The organism is Bacillus benzoevorans, assembly GCF_014207535.1.
GTDB lineage: Bacteria > Bacillota > Bacilli > Bacillales > Cytobacillaceae > Bacillus_BD > Bacillus_BD benzoevorans.
Genome location: NZ_JACHGK010000010.1, coordinates 23339 through 40188 on the forward strand (window position 1 = coordinate 23339; position 16850 = coordinate 40188).

The window sequence follows — 16850 nt, forward strand, 5'->3', positions numbered from 1 at the left end:
AGGATTTAGTCCAAATAATAATAATCTTTGACTTTATGCTTAAAAAAGTCGATGCAAAATTCACGAAAGTTGATAGCAGACTTTGACAAATAGTGGTTTTTATTCCAGGAAATACCGATTACTCTTTTGCACCCAGTAGGATGACTGATTTTAATTCGAGCTGTATTCGTAGTCGGATTCCGTAAGATGGAGAGATTAGGGATAAAAGAAATTCCGTGACCTAATTCTACTAATTGTTGAATGGCCCAGGATTCCTCTACTTCAATCGCCACGTTAGGGGTAAATCCAACCTCTTTACAAAATTTATCTGTAATATCCCTAAATCCATAGCCTTTTGGTAAATTAATAAACCTTTCATTTGAAACTTCACGAAGATCGATCGTTTTATGTTTAGCTAATCGGTGGTCAGCAGGAATAGATAAAAATATTTCTTCTTCCCGTAAAGGAACCCACTCAATATAATCACCAATAATTGGACTAGTGGAAATACATAAGTCAACTTCTGCATTCTCTAATAAATATTTCATTTCAGAAATGGAAGCTTGTTTATGTTTGATTTTGACTTGCGGATGATCCTTAAGGAAATCACCTAAAAATTTGGCCATGATATGAGGAAGAGTCATGGCTATGGATATAATCCCTTTTTCTGGACTATTCAGCTCCTGCACTTGAAGGATGCCTTCGTTTATTTCTAAAAATATTCGTTTTACCCGTTCTTGAAAAGCTTTCCCAAATTCATTTAAATAAATCTGTTTACCCTGTCTATGAAATAACGGGGCACCCAGCTCATCTTCTAATCGTCCTATCATCTTACTTAAAGCCGGCTGAGAGATATTAAGCTCAGCGGCAGCTTTTGTCATATGTTCATATTTAGCTGCTGTTAGAAAATACCTTAATTGTAAAAGCTCCATGTTGAACTCCTTTTGTATCCTGAACTGTGTAAATATATAATCTATTATACATGATCATCATGATAAAACTAAGGAGATTAATAACTCTAAGATAGTAATTAAATGGAGAAAATGAGTTAATTAAAAAGCAACTGCGTTGAATAAATTAAATATTAGGAATATACTGAATATACTTGACAGACTTTGAATATATCAATTATGATTAGTCATATAAAAAATATTAAGCTGTTATTTACAAGGATTGGCTAGTGTTGAAAAGTCAATCTAAGTAGTAAATAAGCCCAGCAAATTAGTATAAACAATTATACTTTTTGCTGGGCTTATTTATTTTTTTATAACTTTGGAAAGAGGTGACACTGAAGAAAATCCATAATTAAATTATAAGAGCTGCTATTTACTGGGGTTGATTTAAAATCGATCTCTGATCGTAAATAGGTCCGGCAAATGAGTGGGAATTCTCTCCTTTTTGCTGGGCCTATTTTTTATTTTAGTAAAAATATCACAGGGATTGGAGGCAAAGCGGATGGATATGTTTTTTGAGGATTTTCATATTGGGGATGAAATGATAACACCGCGTCGAACAATAACAGAAACTGATGTGGTGCAGTTTACGGGAATTTCGGGTGATTTTAATCCGCTTCATATTGATGAGGAATTTGCTAAAGAAACTCCTTATAAAACAAGAGTAGCTCATGGACTATTATCTGTATCTGTTATAACAGGTCTGCAGTCAATGATGGGAATCGTCAATGGAACAACACTTGGTCTATTAGAAATCAATTGGAAATTTAAAAGCGGAGTCATTCCCGGAGATACTATTTATGCAAAATTTATTGTAAAAGCAAAACAAGAAACGTCTAAAAGAGATCGTGGTGTTCTTACAAGGTCAGTTCTTGTTTATAACCAAAGAGATGAAATCGTATCAGAGGGTGAGATTACATTATTGATGAAGAAAAGGATAGGAATTCAGGCTATTTAATTCATAACAGTTAGAGGGAATTTAATTTATTTTGCTAGAAGGCAAAACAGTAATAGGGAGTGAAACAATGGAATCGATTGAGATAAGAAGAAAGAGATTTGAGAGAATTTCAAAAGATTGGAATCCAGAACCTGTTCATGAGTTTTTTTTAAAGCAGGCAGAAAAACATAGTGAAAATGTGTATATTATCGGCGAAGAACAATCCTGGACTTATAGTGAAACGAGAAATTTGTCCATAAAATTAGCTGCAAGTTTGCTGGAATTGGGAGTCAAAAAGGAAGACCACATCACATTAATTTTCCCTAATTACCCTGAGTTCATATTTTCAAAATTAGGCAGTGCCCTTGCAGGATGTGTCACTGTGCCTCTAAATTACCGATTAAAAAAGGAAGAATTAAGTTATTTAATCAGTCAATCAGACTCTTCTTATATAATTACACTGGACAGATGGAATCATTTTGATTATATATCCATATTGAAAGAACTTTGTCCGGAAGTATTCGAAGGAAAAAAATCATCAAGGTTTCCCAACTTAAAAAAAATTATTGTTTTTTCACCTGAAGGAAAAAAATATAAAGGAACTGCAGACTTTTATGAACTGATCCATTCAATAACAGACGATCAAGCGAATGAATTTTTAATTAGGTATCAGAAAAATAGGAACGATCATGTATCAGATGTAACAGATATTATGTACACCTCCGGTACAACATCATTACCTAAGGGCGTATTGGTTACACATGATATGATTTGGAGAAGTGCCCTAGGAACAAGCATAAGCAGAGGATATCAAGAAAGCAGAAGAATATTTGTACCGATTCCGTTCTATCATTGTTTTGGTTATATCGTAGGTATTGCAGCTGTATCGATGGTAGGTGGCAGTGTCATCATCCAGCGTGATTTTGAAGAGTTTGAAGCACTATCTATCATTGAGAAACACAGGGTTGAAGATATTCTATGTGTTCCAACAATAGCGCTAAGATTACTTAATGCCTATCGAGCAAAAGAATTTGATATCTCAAGTTTGAAATCTATGTATTGTGCTGGTTCTGAAGTTCCTGCACACATTTGGAAAAGTTTAAAAGAGGAAATGGGCATCGATGAACTTAATACGGGGTATGGAATGACGGAAATTGCCGCCGGCGTATTACAAACGGATCCGACTGATGAATTGCGTTATTTAAATCAATATGTTGGACGCCCCATCCCAGGCGGACATGTGGGATTAAAAGAGCTGAATGGAAAAAATATTGAATTCGGGGTAATTGATATTGATACATCTGAAACCCTTCCAATGGGAAAGGAAGGGGAATTGATCTGCAGAGGACCAATGGTTACAAAAGGTTATTACAATAAACCGGAAGAAACAGCAATAACAATTGATAATGCTGGTTGGCTTCGCACAGGAGATTTAGGTGTCATAGATGAGAACGGCTATATTTCATTGACTGGCAGAATCAAAGAGATTTATCGGATTGGTGCAGAAAATGTTGCACCAAAGGAAATTGAGGATATTATTACAAGTCATCCAAAGGTAAATCAAGCCTATGTAGTAGGAGTACCTTGTCCAATAATGGGGGAAGTTGGAATGGCATGGGTTATTCTGGAGCAAGGTGCAACGGCAACAGTGGAAGAAATGTTGGTGTATGTATCTGATAAATTAGCAAGGTTTAAAATTCCTAAGTATATAAGGTTTGTAACCCAAGAGGAACTCCCAGTTACTGCAACGGGAAAAATACAAAAGTTTAGATTAAGAGAATGGTATTTAAATGAAAAAGAAACAGTAAAATCAGTTTTTTAATAGAAAGTTAAAATATTTGAAATCGAACTCTAAAGACTTCTGATTTGGAAAGAGGGATAAACAAATGAGTATTTCGAAAAGATTAGATGGAAAAGTAATCCTGATTACTGGTGCTGCAGGCGGCCAAGGACGAGAAGAAGCAAAATTGTTTGCTAAACATGGTGCGAAACTAGTACTAACGGATGTAAATGAAGAGGGTCTGATTGAAACCGTTTCCCTAAATGAAAATGGTCATGAAGACATTCTCACACTAAAACATGATATTTCAAAGGAAGAAGAATGGAAATACGTGATTGCAAAAACAGAAAATAGATTTGGAAGAATAGACGGATTAATAAACAATGCCGGAATCTTAATCAGAAATGGTATTTTAGATACTTCTATTGAAGAGTTCGAGAAAATCCAATCCATTAACACAAATGGCACTTTCTTGGGGATGAAGCATGCAGCAGGGCTGATGAAAAAATCAGGCGGTGGTTCGATTATCAATATTTCTTCAATTTGGGGGCTTGTGGGAAGTCCAACTTCTTTAGCCTACCATTCCTCTAAAGGAGCTATAAGGTTGATGACAAAATCAGCAGCAATAGAGTTAGCGAAAGACTATATCCGGGTGAATTCGATTCATCCAGGTGTAATTGCAACAGCCATGTCAGAAGTACAAAGCGGTAAGCATCCTTTAAAAGAGAAGACACCGTGGCCAACCCTGGGCACATCAGAAGATATTGCATACGGTGCTTTGTACTTAGCGTCTGATGAGTCACGTTTTGTAACTGGTACTGAGTTAGTCATTGATGGCGGTTATACGGCGCAATAACGTTATGTTTGGAGGGACAAGGGCAACCTTGTCCCTTGTACTAAATGAACAAAAAGGCACTTCATTTGCAGTTTTTAAGACTATACAAAGGGAGAGATTATAATGGGAAGATTAGATGGTAAAGTTGCGCTCATCACCGGCGGGGCTGGCGGTATCGGTAAGGAAGCAGCCATAACATTTTTAAAAGAAAGGGCTAAAGTAGTTTTAGTCGATTTATTTGAAGAATCTCTTCATAAAGTGAAGGACGAGCTTTATGCATACGGAGAGATAGTTATCGTTCAGGCAGATGTATCCCAAGAGGATGACGTTAAGAATTATGTACAGAAAGCTGTTGAACAGTTTGGACAAATTGATATTTTCTTTAATAATGCAGGGATAACAGGTAAAAGAACCTCTTTAATCGAACAGTCGGTAGAAGATTTCGATAAAGTATATGCTGTAAATACTCGGGGGGTATTCTTAGGACTTAAACATGTACTCCCGGTCATGATAAAACAAGAAAAGGGCAGTGTCATTAATACTTCTTCTATTGATGGATTAAGGGGATCTCCTAAAATGTCAGCCTATGCAGCCTCTAAACATGCTGTAGTAGGATTAACGAAAACGGCTGCGTTAGAAGTTGCACGTAATAATGTTCGCGTAAATTCCATCCATCCATCACCAGTAGATACGCAGATGATGCGTTCAATAGAAGCAGAAGCAAATCCAGATAATCCGGAATCTGTAAAAGGGGCCTATGCTAAGGCGATACCGTTAAGACGTTATGCTGATTCAAGTGATATTGTCGCATTGGTATTATTCCTTGCATCTGACGAAAGCAAGTTTATCACCGGTGCACAATATCGAGTAGATGGTGGAATAGGAGCTATCTAGAATAAATCACCTGACTTTAATAAAAAAAGCTCTAGCTAAATAACTAGAGCTTTTTTGCGCTATCATATTTAATCTCGATTAATTCTCATTAACAGCTAAAATAGCTTCGTTATTGGCTGATACCGCTTTTCTTCTAAGTAACATAAAACCTATTAGAATTGATAAAACTTGGATGGCTAATACGCAGAGGAATACAACGTAATAAGATCCAGTTAGGTCATAGGCAAATCCAAAAATAGTTGTTCCAAGAGCAATCGCTAAAGTAGATGCTGACATGATCATAGAATAGATGGATGCATAATCCCGATTTCCAAAGACGGTTTTGATCATAAATGGAGGTAACAGCGTACTACAAGAATAACCAATACCAAAAGCGAGCCCACCAATATAGATAGAAGCGCCTCCTATGGTGCCGCTAAATAAAATGAGCAGGATTCCTATCATACCTGAACCGATTCCAATAAAGCTCGTTAGCTTTATCCCGATTTTATCGTTTAACCAGCCTATGATGAATTTTCCAGATGTTTGTCCAATCATGACACATGTAACGACAGTTGCCGCATATGAAGTAGAGAATCCTTCTGATAGAAGATGATTTGGAATGTGAAAATTCACCGTTACTACTAAACCTAAAAAGCCTGTAAAAATAAATAATGCGTAGAAGGGAATGGATTTAATGGCATGTTTCAAAGAAGTTCCTGTTTCTTCAACAACCTTCTTGGAAGATGTCTCAGCAATTTCCGCCCCGTAAGCAGTCATGTTCTTTTCTTTTGGATCTTTTCGGATGACAAAGATGGTAAATGGAAGGGTTATGACGGCAACAATCGCTCCAAGAACCATATAGGAAGGTCTCCATCCAATTGTTTCAATGAGGTATCCAGCAATGGGAGCAGAGATAGCCCCGCCTATACCCATAAATGTCATGGACAGCCCCAGAACAGTTCCCATTTTCACCTTAAACCAGTTGTTAATAATTAATGGTACGGCCGCATAAATTAAAAAGGAGTTGGCGATACCAAGTATTACACCTGAAACGTAAAATTGGTAAACAGATGTATAGGTGCCCATTAATCCAAATGCAAGGGCATCCGCTAGTGCAGCAATTGATAGTAATAGGCGCATATTAATTTTGGAAAAGATTTTCCCTGCAAAAGGAAGGGTAATGGTTATCACAAAATACATCAGTGTTGTATAAAAAACAATATCAGCTGTACCAACTCCCAATTCCGTACTCACATGCTTATAGAATAATCCAGCACATGCAACTACAATTCCGACGCTGCCTGCATAAATGGCACAGCAGGCAACTGCTATCCACCATGCATAGTGTAATTTTTTACCCTTATTAGACATAATCATTCAACAACCCCTTTTTTTAATTTACTAACCATTCATACAGGTAAAGATGTTTATGTAGTGCCCACTAGCCAATCTCCCCTTTCATCATGGAAATGTAATTCGGCGTCTGTCCTTCACTTGGACAGACGCATGGTATTGTGACATCCCAATATCGAGATGGTACAAACGTTCTAAATCGAAAAAAATAAGTCCAGCATAAAGTAGAAAAGAGTACTTTATGCTGGACTTATTTACTTATAGAGATATATTTTATATACCCCCGTAAATAACAGCGTTTTTATATTTGTTTGAACTATCAGAATTTTATGACAAATATAAAAAATTGTCAATATCTAAAATAAAACAATGTATCTGTTTTAAAGGAAAGATTATAGTATAAGAAGAAAAATGATGTAATTTATATTATTTTATAAAATTATTATATTTTTGATATTTTCAGAAAATTATATTGACTTTATCCCGTCTAATTTATAAAATAAGGTCAAGAATTAAATAAAAGCTGTTATTTATTGGGGTTGACACTTCAAAAAGGCCAATCTCTATTCCTAAATAAGCCCAGCAAAAAATGCGATGACGCTATTTTTTTGCTGGGCTTTTTATTTTGTTTTAGGCAAAAGGGACCCTCCCTTCCCTGGAACAATAGGGGTTAACCTCAATTTAGTAGCACTAATAGTATAAGAATCAAAATCTACAATCTGATGTAAACGTAAAGGATGGGAATGTAAATGAAGTATGAAGTAATGGAGAATCATCAGGAGCTAAGAAAAACGGTTCGCAAATTTGTCCAAAAGGAAATTGTCCCAAATATTGAGGAATGGGAAAAGAGTGGATTTCCAAATGAGGTTTTTAGAAAAATGGGACAGATGGGATTATTTGGAGTACGCTACCCTGAGGAATACGGCGGCAGCAATATGGACTATTTCGCGGCAATGACCGTAACAGAAGAAATTGCTTCATCAGGCTGTGCAGGCTTAGGAATGGCATTTAATGTACAGGCATTAATGGCAACGAATCCAATTTTAAAATTTGGTACAGAAGAACAAAAACAAAACTATCTTTCACCTTCTATCGCAGGTGAAAAAATTGCTGCTCTTGGTATTACTGAACCTTCCGCAGGATCAGATGTAGCTGGATTACGAACGACAGCTAAGAAAACAGATGGCGGATGGATTATCAATGGCTCCAAGGTTTTTATTACAAATGGGATTAGAGCAGATTATCAAATTTTAATAGCAAAAACAGGAGACAAAAATGGCAGACCGTTATTTAGTATCTTTTTAGTAGACAGTAATTTAGAAGGGTACACGGTCGGACGTAAGTTGGAAAAAGTCGGAATGCATGCGTCAGATACGGCAGAAATCTTCTTGGAAAATGTCTTTGTTCCAGATAGTACCTTACTTGGTAAAGAAGGAGAGGGATTTAAGCAGCTGATGTGGCAATTAAATGGAGAGCGTTTGATTCAAGCTACTGCTTGTGTTGCGGGTGCCCAAAGATGTCTGGATTTAGCTGTGCAATATGCCAAAGAACGTAAACAATTTGGCCGGTCCCTTTCAAAGAACCAAGTGATTAAGCATTACCTAGCTGAAATGAACACCGAAGTCGAAGCGGCACGTGCTCTTTTATATAATACAGCCGCCCATTATGATCAAGGAGAAGTGCTAGTAAAAGAGATATCTATGGCGAAACTGTTGGCTTCAAAGGTTTATTATGAAGTGGCTGATAAAGCGTTACAAATTCACGGCGGCTATGGATATATGAATGAATATCCAATCTCCAGAGAATGGCGTGATGCCCGTTTGATGAGAATTGGCGGAGGCGCTGATGAAATTCAAAAGGAAATTATTGCGAAAGAAATGAATTTATAACTCAACTATGAAACATTCATTTAAAATGCAGGAGAAAAAATCGAATACACTGTGAATGAGGTGACAGGTCATAGTTAAGTTGTTTTCCGCATTTTCGATAAAAGATGTTGTGATAAAAAATCGAATCGTCATGTCACCCATGTGTATGTATTCTTCATTTAATAGGGATGGACATGTAAGCAAATTCCATCATATGCATTACGTGAGCAGGGCGATGGGTCAAGTTGGATTGATTATGCTTGAATCAACAGCCGTTCATCCGCAAGGGAGAATTTCCATGAAAGACTTGGGAATCTGGAATGAAGAGCATATAGAAGGATTACGTGAACTGGTTCAAGAGATCCAACGCTATGGCGGTAAAGCAGGGATTCAGCTTTCACATGCAGGCAGGAAGGCAGATGTCGACGGTGAAATCTACGCTCCATCTCCATTGCCGTATAAACGAGGGCAGACAATACCAAATGAGTTAACCCTATCTCAAATCCAAGAAACCATTCTGCAATTTAAGGAGGCTGCAAGAAGAGCAAAAGTGACAGGATTTGATGTCATTGAGCTGCATGGTGCACATGGATATTTAATTAATGAGTTTTTATCGCCATTATCTAACCATCGGAATGACCGGTATGGCGGGACAATCGAAAACCGCTATCGATTTCTAAAAGAGATAATTGATGAAATAAATGAAGTTTGGAATGGGCCGTTATTTGTTCGCTTATCCGTAAATGAGTACCACCCAGAGGGAAATAGCATGGAGGACATTGTCTATTTTTCCAAAAGGTTAAAAGACCAGGGGGTAGACCTGATTGATTGCAGTTCTGGAGCCATTGTACCTGCACGGATCGATGTCTTTCCCGGCTATCAGGTTCCTCTAGCTGAAAAAGTTAAGCAGGATGCGGGGATTGCAACAGGAGCTGTTGGGTTAATTACAAACCCTCTCCATGCAGAAGAAATCGTAAACAATAATCGGGCGGATTTAATCTTTATCGCCAGAGAACTATTACGTAATCCTTACTGGCCGCTTAAAGCTGCGGTCGAATTAGGGATAGAACTGAAAGGGCCAGGTCAGTATGGGAAAGCGTGGGAAGAGGCTTTTCCGGTATTAGAAAAATGGTACCCAAATTAATGGCAGCATAAACAGGAAATACGGGAAATCACAAAAATTTAAACTGTGATTACTGACAAATGCAATTTCATAGTAGATACAGCCTTTGCTATCTACTAAGTAAAATATAATCATCATTTTAGGAGGCTAATATAATGGAAGAAACTAAGAGTACTTTAACAAAAGAAAAAGGCATTGATCAAACCGTATATGAAAAAATTCAAGAAATAACGACATCAGCCAATCGTCCTTATTACGCGAAAATGAAAGATATTGGCAAAATGTTTGTTCGAGACAAAATTAAGTATTTGGTAGATGAAGATAGTTTTGAAGTGGAGGACGGACTATTCGCCCGCTGTAAGGATGAAGACTTTCTTCCAGGTGATGCAGTTGTTACATTAGTTGCAAAAATCAATGGCCAGCCAGTAGCGATCATCGCAAATGATTTGACGATTAAAGCTGGTACTTGGGGCAAGAAAACAATCGAAAAAATCATTCGGATGCAGGAACTGGCGGAAAAAAGAAAGATTCCACTTATTTATATGATTGATTCAGCCGGTTCAAGGCTCAATGAACAATTCGAAACATTTACAGACCGTCGTCATGCTGGAAAAATCTTTTATGATACGGCAAGATTGTCAGGTTTAATCCCGCAAATTGCTTTGGTATTTGGTCCATCACCAGCCGGCAGTGCCTATTTACCTGCACTATGTGATTTTGTCGTGATGGTTAATAAAAATGCCAGCGTTTACTTAGGTTCTCCGCGAATGGCAGAGATGGCTACAGGGGAAAAGGTGTCAATGGAAGAAATGGGCGGTGCCCGCATGCACAATACAGTCAGTGGATTAGGTGATATGTTAGTCGAAACGGAGCAGGAAGCCCTTGATGCTGCGAGAAAATATTTAAGCTATCTGCCGCAGAATTGGTTGAAAACTCCAGCTAAAGTCGAAGCAAAGCCTCCAGTTGATGGAAAAAGAATTGAGGAATTGGTACCGGAAAATCAACGTATTCCGATGGATATGTATCCAGTTATTGAAAGAATTGTTGACAAGGATTCCTTTTTCGAATTCAAAAAGCTATATGCAAAAGAAATGATTACTGGATTTTGCAGAATTGGCGGAAGATCGATTGGAATTGTAGCAAACCAATCAAAGGTTAAGGGCGGCGTTATTTTTCCTGAATCCGCTGAGAAAGCAGCCCATTTTATCTCACTTTGCGATGCCTATAATATTCCTTTGCTGTTCCTGGTGGATTTACCTGGCTTTATGGTAGGAAGTAAGGTTGAGAAGGAAGCCATTATTAGAAGAGGAGCAAGAATGCTTTCAACCGTTGCAAACGCGACTGTTCCTAGAATTGCCGTCATTGTCAGAAAGGCATATGGTGCTGGTTATGTTGTGATGTCAGGTGCCTCCATGCAGCCGGATGCGTGTATTGCTCTGCCACAAGCACAGCCTGCGATTATGGGACCTGAGGCTGCCGTCAATGCAATGTATTATAACAAAATTCAATCGATAGAGGATCCTGCTGAACGTCAGCAATTCATTCAAGAACAACGTGAAAAATACAATGATGATATTAATGTTTGGAGTCCTGCATCAGAGCTTTATATTGATGATGTTGTACCGGGTGACCGCTTACGTAAGGACTTAATCCAACGATTTGATTTATACAGCCAAAACAGGGACGTTCTAGAGGGAATTGCACAAAAGAAAACAGTTGTTAGAAGAGGTTAATCATAAAGCAAAGATGCAAAAAGTCTAAACGAAAAATATATGAAATTCAAATATAGTAGAATCTTTATTTAAAATAATACAACTTATGAGGTGAATAGAAATGGAAGTATTAACAAATATGGCAGGTAACGTATGGAGAGTAGTAGTACAACCAGGAGATCAAGTAAGTGAAGGTCAAGATGTAGTCATTTTAGAATCGATGAAAATGGAAATCCCAGTTAGCTCAGAAGTAAGTGGGATTGTAGATGAGGTTATTGTTAATGAAGGCGATTTTGTCAATGATGGTGATGTGGTCATTAAATTGAAATAACTTCTTAGGAGGAGAAAGAATGTTTAATAAAATCTTAATTACAAATCGAGGCGAAATTGCCGCCCGTATTATAAGAACGTGTCAAAAAATGGGGATTAAAACAGTAGCGATATACTCTGAGGCTGATCAAAATGCTCCACATGTTGAACAGGCAGATGAAAGCTATTTAATTGGTCCTCCAAGAGTTAATGAAAGTTATTTAAATATGGAAAAGATTATTGAGGTTGCAGCAGCGGCAAATGTGGATGCCATTCACCCTGGATACGGTTTACTATCTGAGAATACAGAATTCGCAAGGAAATGTACTGAAAATAAGATTGTCTTTATTGGGCCATCTCCTGCAACGATATCACAAATGGGCAGCAAAATTGAGGCACGAAAATTAATGAGTCAAGCGGGTGTTCCAATTGTTCCTGGTACAGATGCTCCTTTAGCGGATGTAGAAGAGGCCGTTCGTGAAGCGAAAATAATAGGATATCCGATCATGTTAAAAGCTTCCGCTGGTGGCGGTGGTATTGGAATGCAGAGAGTGGACGATGAAGAAGCGCTCAGAAAGGCTTTTGAAGGGAACCAAAAACGGGCAAAAGATTTTTTTGGCGATGGAGCGATGTTCTTAGAAAAACTCATTTTAAACCCGCGGCATATCGAAATTCAATTATTGGCTGACAAAGAGGGAAATACCATTTATTTAGGGGAAAGAGAATGCTCGATTCAGAGAAGACATCAAAAAGTAGTCGAAGAAGCTCCTTCACCTTTTATTGATGAAAAGACAAGAAAAGAGATGGGCGGGGCAGCTGTCCGTGCAGCAAAAGCGATTGGATATGAAAATGCCGGGACAGTTGAATTTATCATGGATGAGCAGAAGAATTTTTACTTCCTGGAGGTCAATACTCGCTTACAGGTTGAGCATCCTGTTACGGAAGAAGTTACTGGTTTAGATTTAGTAGAACAGCAGATTAGAATTGCTAACAGTGAAACTCTGTCTATCAGTCAAGAGGATGTACAAATAAATGGACATGCGATTGAGGTAAGAATTTATGCGGAGGACCCAAATACGTTCTTCCCATCACCAGGAACAATATCAAACCTAAGTATTCCGAGCGGAGAAAACATTCGTCACGAGTTGGCCGTTAAGTCAGGATCAGTGGTGACACCATTTTATGATCCGATGATTGCGAAACTAATTGTAAAAGGACACTCTCGCAATGAAGCGATAAAAAATATGAGTGAAGGATTGGAGCAATATATCGTCGAAGGAATTAAAACAAATATCCCAACATTAAAGAAAATTGTAGATCATCCGGAATATATTGCTGGAAACACAACCACTAATTTCATTGATAGTTTCTTAAAAGCCGCTAAGGTGAACTAAAATAGTTTAGAAAGAAGGTGTTTAAGTGAGAGAGAATCATATTTTAGTTGATATTCAGGATCACGTCGCGACCATAGCCTTAAATAGACCGGAAAAACATAACGCCTTAACAGGTGAAATGATGGAAGATTTTGTTTCCATTTTGCATGAACTGAATAATCGGCCGGATGTTCGTATCTTAATGTTAACTGGTGCTGGAGAAAAATCTTTTTGTTCTGGAGCCGACCTGGGCGGCATGAGTGAAAATAATGAGCAACATATTTTAACTTATAAGGGACATGTCTCAAAATATAAAAATTGCCTGCTTGCGATTCATCAATTGAAAAAGCCGATTATAGCCGCGGTTAATGGCTATGCATTGGCAGGAGGATTAGGACTTGCTGCTGTGTGTGATATCACCTTTGCAAAGGAAAGTGCATTGTTTGGAGCACCGGAAATTAATGTAGGTCTCTGGGGAATGATGATCAGTGCACCTTTAATTCAAGCAATTGGTTCGAAAAAAACCTATGAATTATTTTATACCGGGAAAAAGCTCAATGCGTTTGAAGCTAAAGAGATCGGGCTTGTCAATATGGTCTATTCTGATAACGAATTAATAGAGGAAGCAAGGCAATTTGCCCGTCAGCTGGCTAAACGAAATCCAACTGCCTTAACGTTGGGCAGGGAAGCGATGCAGATGATTAAAGGAATGGATTATGAAAAATCATTGAATTATCTGCGTGATCAAGTAGTAATTTTAGGTGAAACCGAAGATTCAAAGGAAGGTATGAATGCCTTTCTAGAGAAAAGGGAGCCAGTTTGGAGTGGGCGGTAAGCGACGATATTTTTTTGTCTGACTTATAACCTGAAGTGGTGAAAAATACAATATAAATAACTAATTGGTTATTTATGGGGTAGAGGAGGGATGTTTTGTTATGAAGATCATTTCTTATCTTAACGATGGGAAAATGAGTGTTGGGATAGTCCAAAATAATACAGTGTTTGATGTAAGCGATCACTTTCCTGATGTCTTATCTATCATTAAAGCAGGACCTAAAGGAATGGACGAGATTAATAGAATGTTGAAATTGGATGTTGAACGTAAGCCATTAAAAAGTGAGCATCTATTATCACCAATTCCTAAATTAGAACGCAATGTGATGTGCGTAGGGTGGAATTACTTAGAGCATTTTAAAGAACGTTTCCGTCAAGATATTGAGCTGCCTGCTAGACCAACCGTCTTTACAAAAGCAACAGAGGTTGTAGCTGGTCCATACGAAGAGATTCCTCTTTCTAATGAATTTACAGAAAAATTTGACTATGAGGCAGAGCTTGCTGTTGTGATTGGACGTAAGGGAAAAAATATTTCCGAAGCAGAAGCGTCCGATTATATTTTCGGGTATATGTGTGCGAATGATTTATCTGCAAGGGATGTACAGCAAGCACATGGCGGTCAATGGTTTATGGGGAAAAGCATGGATAAATCGTGTCCTATGGGTCCTTGGCTGGTCACAAAAGATGGAATTGAAGATGTGCAAAACCTGGAGGTTACCTGCAAAGTAAATGGAAATAAGGTTCAATCCAGCAATACAAATTTAATGATGTTTTCTGTCAACCGTATTATTGCCGAGCTTTCAAAGGGGATGACGCTTCTTCCGGGTGATATTATCCTTACCGGAACACCGAGCGGTATCGGAGCCAAACGAAATCCACCATTATTTTTAGGCGCAGGGGATGTCGTTGAAGTATCCATTTCAGGAATTGGCAGTATTAAAAATGGGATAGTAAAAGTTGATGAATCAATCAAACTAGAAGTCTGATTGTCTTATAAAGCTACTAAAATTCTAGAATGGGGTGCTGTTATGGTTATGAAAAATCAAAGCAAGGATAAAGTTGTTGTCGTCAAAGCGTCTGAGGTTTCAAAGCAGACTGCTCAATCCCAAAACTTGCCAAGGGTCACGGGGGTTGATTCACTTACCTTTTGGATGGGGCGCGTAACAGGAGAGGCAGGCAAGGTATCTAGTGCTCATCATCACGGGGAAGCAGAGACGGCAGGATATATTCTGAGCGGACGTACAAGAATCTACTTTGGTGAGAATTATAAGGAGTATGCTGATTTTGGACCAGGAGACTTTTTGTATGTGCCGCCGCTTGTTCCACATATTGAAGAATCACTGAGCGATACGGAACCGGTAGTCTTCATTACCTCTAGAACGAAAGCAAATATCGTTGTCAATCTCGACGAAAAGGATATGTCTGTCTTTTCCAAAGAGTATGATGAAATTCAAATCGTAAGGGCCAATGAATTGAATGAGGCTGAGGATCAAACAAAACCTCTGCAAAGGTTGACCGGAGTGGCTGGTCCGAACCTATGGAAGGGCCGTGTTGTTATTGCGCCGGGAAAAGCTTCCGGCGCACACCATCATGGAGAAGCCCAGACAGGAGGATATATCCTCAGCGGACAGATGCGAATTGATTTTGGTGAGAACTACGAAGAATTCGTCGAACTAGAGGCTGGAGACTTCTTCAATGTACCACCAAATCTGAACCATATTGAAAGAAACATGAGTGAGTCAGAGCCGGTTGTGTTTATTACTTCCCGGCACCCGGGTAACATTGTTGTCAACCTAGAAAACTGATTATTTATCACGGAAAAACGCTAAACGCTGTCGCATGAAATAACGAAAGTATATTGGAGGGATAAGATTGGCATTTCCAAAAAAGGTCATCATACGTGAAGTAGGTCCTCGGGAAGGTATGCAAATTGAGAAAACACCCGTATCTACTGAAGATAAGATTCGCTTAGTTGATTTGCTTTCTGAATGTAATTTTCCTGTGATTGAAGTGACTTCATTTGTGAGTCCAAAATGGGTACCGCAGATGGCAGATGCGGAATTGATTGCTGAAGGCTTTAAAAGGAATCCTGGTACAGAATATCAATGTATCTATCTGAATGCGAAGGGGATTGAGAGAGCTCAAGCCACAGGGAAATTTGATCTAGAAGGCGTTCTAAGTATCATCGCGAGTGAAACATTTTCCAAAAAGAACACAAATCGATCCATTGAAGAGACATTCGATGAAATGGATCAACGCATTGCTGTTCTAAATGAGTATCGTGTTCCAATCAGTTCCATTAATGTGATGACAGCATTTGGTTGTAACTATGAGGGAAATGTTAATCCGCAGCATGTGATTCAATTGATTTCTAGAACAATGGAAAAAGCAGACGTACATGGAATTAATCCGGATCGTATCCTTCTTGGGGATACAGTTGGATGGGCAAATCCTGTTTCTACCGAGTACCTCGTCGGTGAAGTGCAGAATAAGTGGCCGGACAAAACGATCGTCTTACATTTACATGACACCCGAGGGATGGGAATGGCCAACGCCTTTGTCGGATTAAAGATGGGAGTGACACATTTTGATTCCTCAGTAGGAGGGTTAGGAGGATGCCCATTCGGTGGATCCCAGGGTGCTGCCGGAAACATTGCAACTGAAGATCTTGTTCACATGTGCCACGAACTGGGGATCGAAACTGGAATTGACTTAGAGAAGCTTATGGAGGTAACCTTGGTAGCAGAAAAAATTCTCGGTCGGCAACTGCCAGGCAAAGTGGCCAAAGGAGGAAGCTTAGCTTCTTATCGTCAGATACCGTCACGTTAATTTACCCAAATTGGAGTGCGTGTTCCTATCCTTCCTACAGATAGGAAGCGTTGCTCCAATTTTGATTATGTAGCTCTATTTCAGTTTCT

General features: G+C 38.6%; 15 protein-coding genes. 13 read left to right on the forward strand and 2 right to left on the reverse strand.

Features of this window, described 5'->3' with window-relative positions:
• Positions 1-5 precede the first annotated feature (5 nt).
• On the reverse strand, positions 6-911 hold the full coding sequence (locus HNR53_RS13915; protein ID WP_184527007.1) for a LysR family transcriptional regulator: 906 nt from the start codon (positions 909-911) through the stop codon (positions 6-8).
• A gap of 523 nt (positions 912-1434) precedes the next feature.
• Here HNR53_RS13915 and HNR53_RS13920 point away from each other — a divergent pair.
• The 4 genes from HNR53_RS13920 to HNR53_RS13935 all read left to right on the forward strand — a co-directional run bounded on the left by HNR53_RS13920 (position 1435) and on the right by HNR53_RS13935 (position 5378).
• Positions 1435-1890 carry a MaoC/PaaZ C-terminal domain-containing protein gene (locus HNR53_RS13920; RefSeq protein WP_184527009.1) on the forward strand — a complete coding sequence of 152 codons (456 nt, stop codon included), beginning with the start codon at positions 1435-1437 and terminating at the stop codon, positions 1888-1890.
• A 67-nt stretch (positions 1891-1957) separates the two neighbouring features.
• Positions 1958-3691, forward strand: coding sequence for a class I adenylate-forming enzyme family protein (locus tag HNR53_RS13925; protein ID WP_184527011.1), 1734 nt, complete (start codon positions 1958-1960; stop codon positions 3689-3691).
• Between the two features lie 64 nt (positions 3692-3755).
• Positions 3756-4505 (forward strand): SDR family NAD(P)-dependent oxidoreductase, encoded by a 750-nt coding sequence (locus tag HNR53_RS13930; RefSeq protein ID WP_184527013.1) that lies wholly within the window; start codon positions 3756-3758, stop codon positions 4503-4505.
• A gap of 102 nt (positions 4506-4607) precedes the next feature.
• Positions 4608-5378, forward strand: a complete 771-nt coding sequence (locus HNR53_RS13935) for an SDR family NAD(P)-dependent oxidoreductase (protein WP_184527015.1) — start codon at positions 4608-4610, stop codon at positions 5376-5378.
• Positions 5379-5456: 78 nt separating this feature from the next.
• On the opposite strand, the gene HNR53_RS13940 is transcribed toward HNR53_RS13935, so the two are convergent.
• Positions 5457-6737, reverse strand: a complete 1281-nt coding sequence (locus HNR53_RS13940; RefSeq protein WP_246439577.1) for an MFS transporter — start codon at positions 6735-6737, stop codon at positions 5457-5459.
• 725 nt (positions 6738-7462) lie between these two features.
• Here HNR53_RS13940 and HNR53_RS13945 point away from each other — a divergent pair.
• The 9 genes from HNR53_RS13945 to HNR53_RS13985 all read left to right on the forward strand — a co-directional run bounded on the left by HNR53_RS13945 (position 7463) and on the right by HNR53_RS13985 (position 16761).
• A complete protein-coding gene (locus tag HNR53_RS13945; RefSeq protein WP_184527017.1) occupies positions 7463-8602 on the forward strand; it encodes an acyl-CoA dehydrogenase family protein in 1140 nt (379 codons plus the stop codon).
• 70 nt (positions 8603-8672) lie between these two features.
• Positions 8673-9725, forward strand: a complete 1053-nt coding sequence (gene namA, locus HNR53_RS13950) for an NADPH dehydrogenase NamA (RefSeq protein ID WP_184527242.1) — start codon at positions 8673-8675, stop codon at positions 9723-9725.
• 134 nt (positions 9726-9859) lie between these two features.
• The gene (locus tag HNR53_RS13955; protein WP_184527019.1) at positions 9860-11437 is read left to right on the forward strand and encodes an acyl-CoA carboxylase subunit beta; all 1578 of its coding nucleotides are present in this window, start codon (positions 9860-9862) and stop codon (positions 11435-11437) included.
• A gap of 100 nt (positions 11438-11537) precedes the next feature.
• Positions 11538-11747, forward strand: a complete 210-nt coding sequence (locus HNR53_RS13960; protein ID WP_184527021.1) for an acetyl-CoA carboxylase biotin carboxyl carrier protein subunit — start codon at positions 11538-11540, stop codon at positions 11745-11747.
• Between the two features lie 19 nt (positions 11748-11766).
• Complete coding sequence (locus HNR53_RS13965; RefSeq protein ID WP_184527024.1) at positions 11767-13119, forward strand: acetyl-CoA carboxylase biotin carboxylase subunit; 1353 nt, start codon at positions 11767-11769, stop codon at positions 13117-13119.
• 25 nt (positions 13120-13144) lie between these two features.
• Complete coding sequence (locus HNR53_RS13970; protein ID WP_184527026.1) at positions 13145-13933, forward strand: enoyl-CoA hydratase-related protein; 789 nt, start codon at positions 13145-13147, stop codon at positions 13931-13933.
• A 100-nt stretch (positions 13934-14033) separates the two neighbouring features.
• Positions 14034-14918: a fumarylacetoacetate hydrolase family protein gene (locus HNR53_RS13975; RefSeq protein ID WP_184527028.1), complete on the forward strand. Its 885-nt coding sequence runs from the start codon at positions 14034-14036 to the stop codon at positions 14916-14918.
• A 42-nt stretch (positions 14919-14960) separates the two neighbouring features.
• Positions 14961-15737, forward strand: coding sequence for a cupin domain-containing protein (locus tag HNR53_RS13980; RefSeq protein WP_184527030.1), 777 nt, complete (start codon positions 14961-14963; stop codon positions 15735-15737).
• Positions 15738-15804: 67 nt separating this feature from the next.
• The gene (locus tag HNR53_RS13985) at positions 15805-16761 is read left to right on the forward strand and encodes a hydroxymethylglutaryl-CoA lyase (protein ID WP_184527033.1); all 957 of its coding nucleotides are present in this window, start codon (positions 15805-15807) and stop codon (positions 16759-16761) included.
• Positions 16762-16850: the final 89 nt, after the last annotated feature.

Bases quoted from the DNA above. Each gene is read 5' to 3' on its own strand.
- HNR53_RS13940 (WP_246439577.1), bottom strand. From the start codon at position 6,737: ATGATTATGTCTAATAAGGGTAAAAAATTACACTATGCATGGTGGATA.
- HNR53_RS13980 (WP_184527030.1), top strand. From the start codon at position 14,961: ATGGTTATGAAAAATCAAAGCAAGGATAAAGTTGTTGTCGTCAAAGCG.
- HNR53_RS13935 (WP_184527015.1), top strand. From the start codon at position 4,608: ATGGGAAGATTAGATGGTAAAGTTGCGCTCATCACCGGCGGGGCTGGC.
- HNR53_RS13960 (WP_184527021.1), top strand. From the start codon at position 11,538: ATGGAAGTATTAACAAATATGGCAGGTAACGTATGGAGAGTAGTAGTA.
- HNR53_RS13915 (WP_184527007.1), bottom strand. From the start codon at position 911: ATGGAGCTTTTACAATTAAGGTATTTTCTAACAGCAGCTAAATATGAA.
- HNR53_RS13930 (WP_184527013.1), top strand. From the start codon at position 3,756: ATGAGTATTTCGAAAAGATTAGATGGAAAAGTAATCCTGATTACTGGT.
- HNR53_RS13945 (WP_184527017.1), top strand. From the start codon at position 7,463: ATGAAGTATGAAGTAATGGAGAATCATCAGGAGCTAAGAAAAACGGTT.
- HNR53_RS13925 (WP_184527011.1), top strand. From the start codon at position 1,958: ATGGAATCGATTGAGATAAGAAGAAAGAGATTTGAGAGAATTTCAAAA.
- HNR53_RS13920 (WP_184527009.1), top strand. From the start codon at position 1,435: ATGGATATGTTTTTTGAGGATTTTCATATTGGGGATGAAATGATAACA.
- HNR53_RS13965 (WP_184527024.1), top strand. From the start codon at position 11,767: ATGTTTAATAAAATCTTAATTACAAATCGAGGCGAAATTGCCGCCCGT.
- HNR53_RS13955 (WP_184527019.1), top strand. From the start codon at position 9,860: ATGGAAGAAACTAAGAGTACTTTAACAAAAGAAAAAGGCATTGATCAA.
- HNR53_RS13975 (WP_184527028.1), top strand. From the start codon at position 14,034: ATGAAGATCATTTCTTATCTTAACGATGGGAAAATGAGTGTTGGGATA.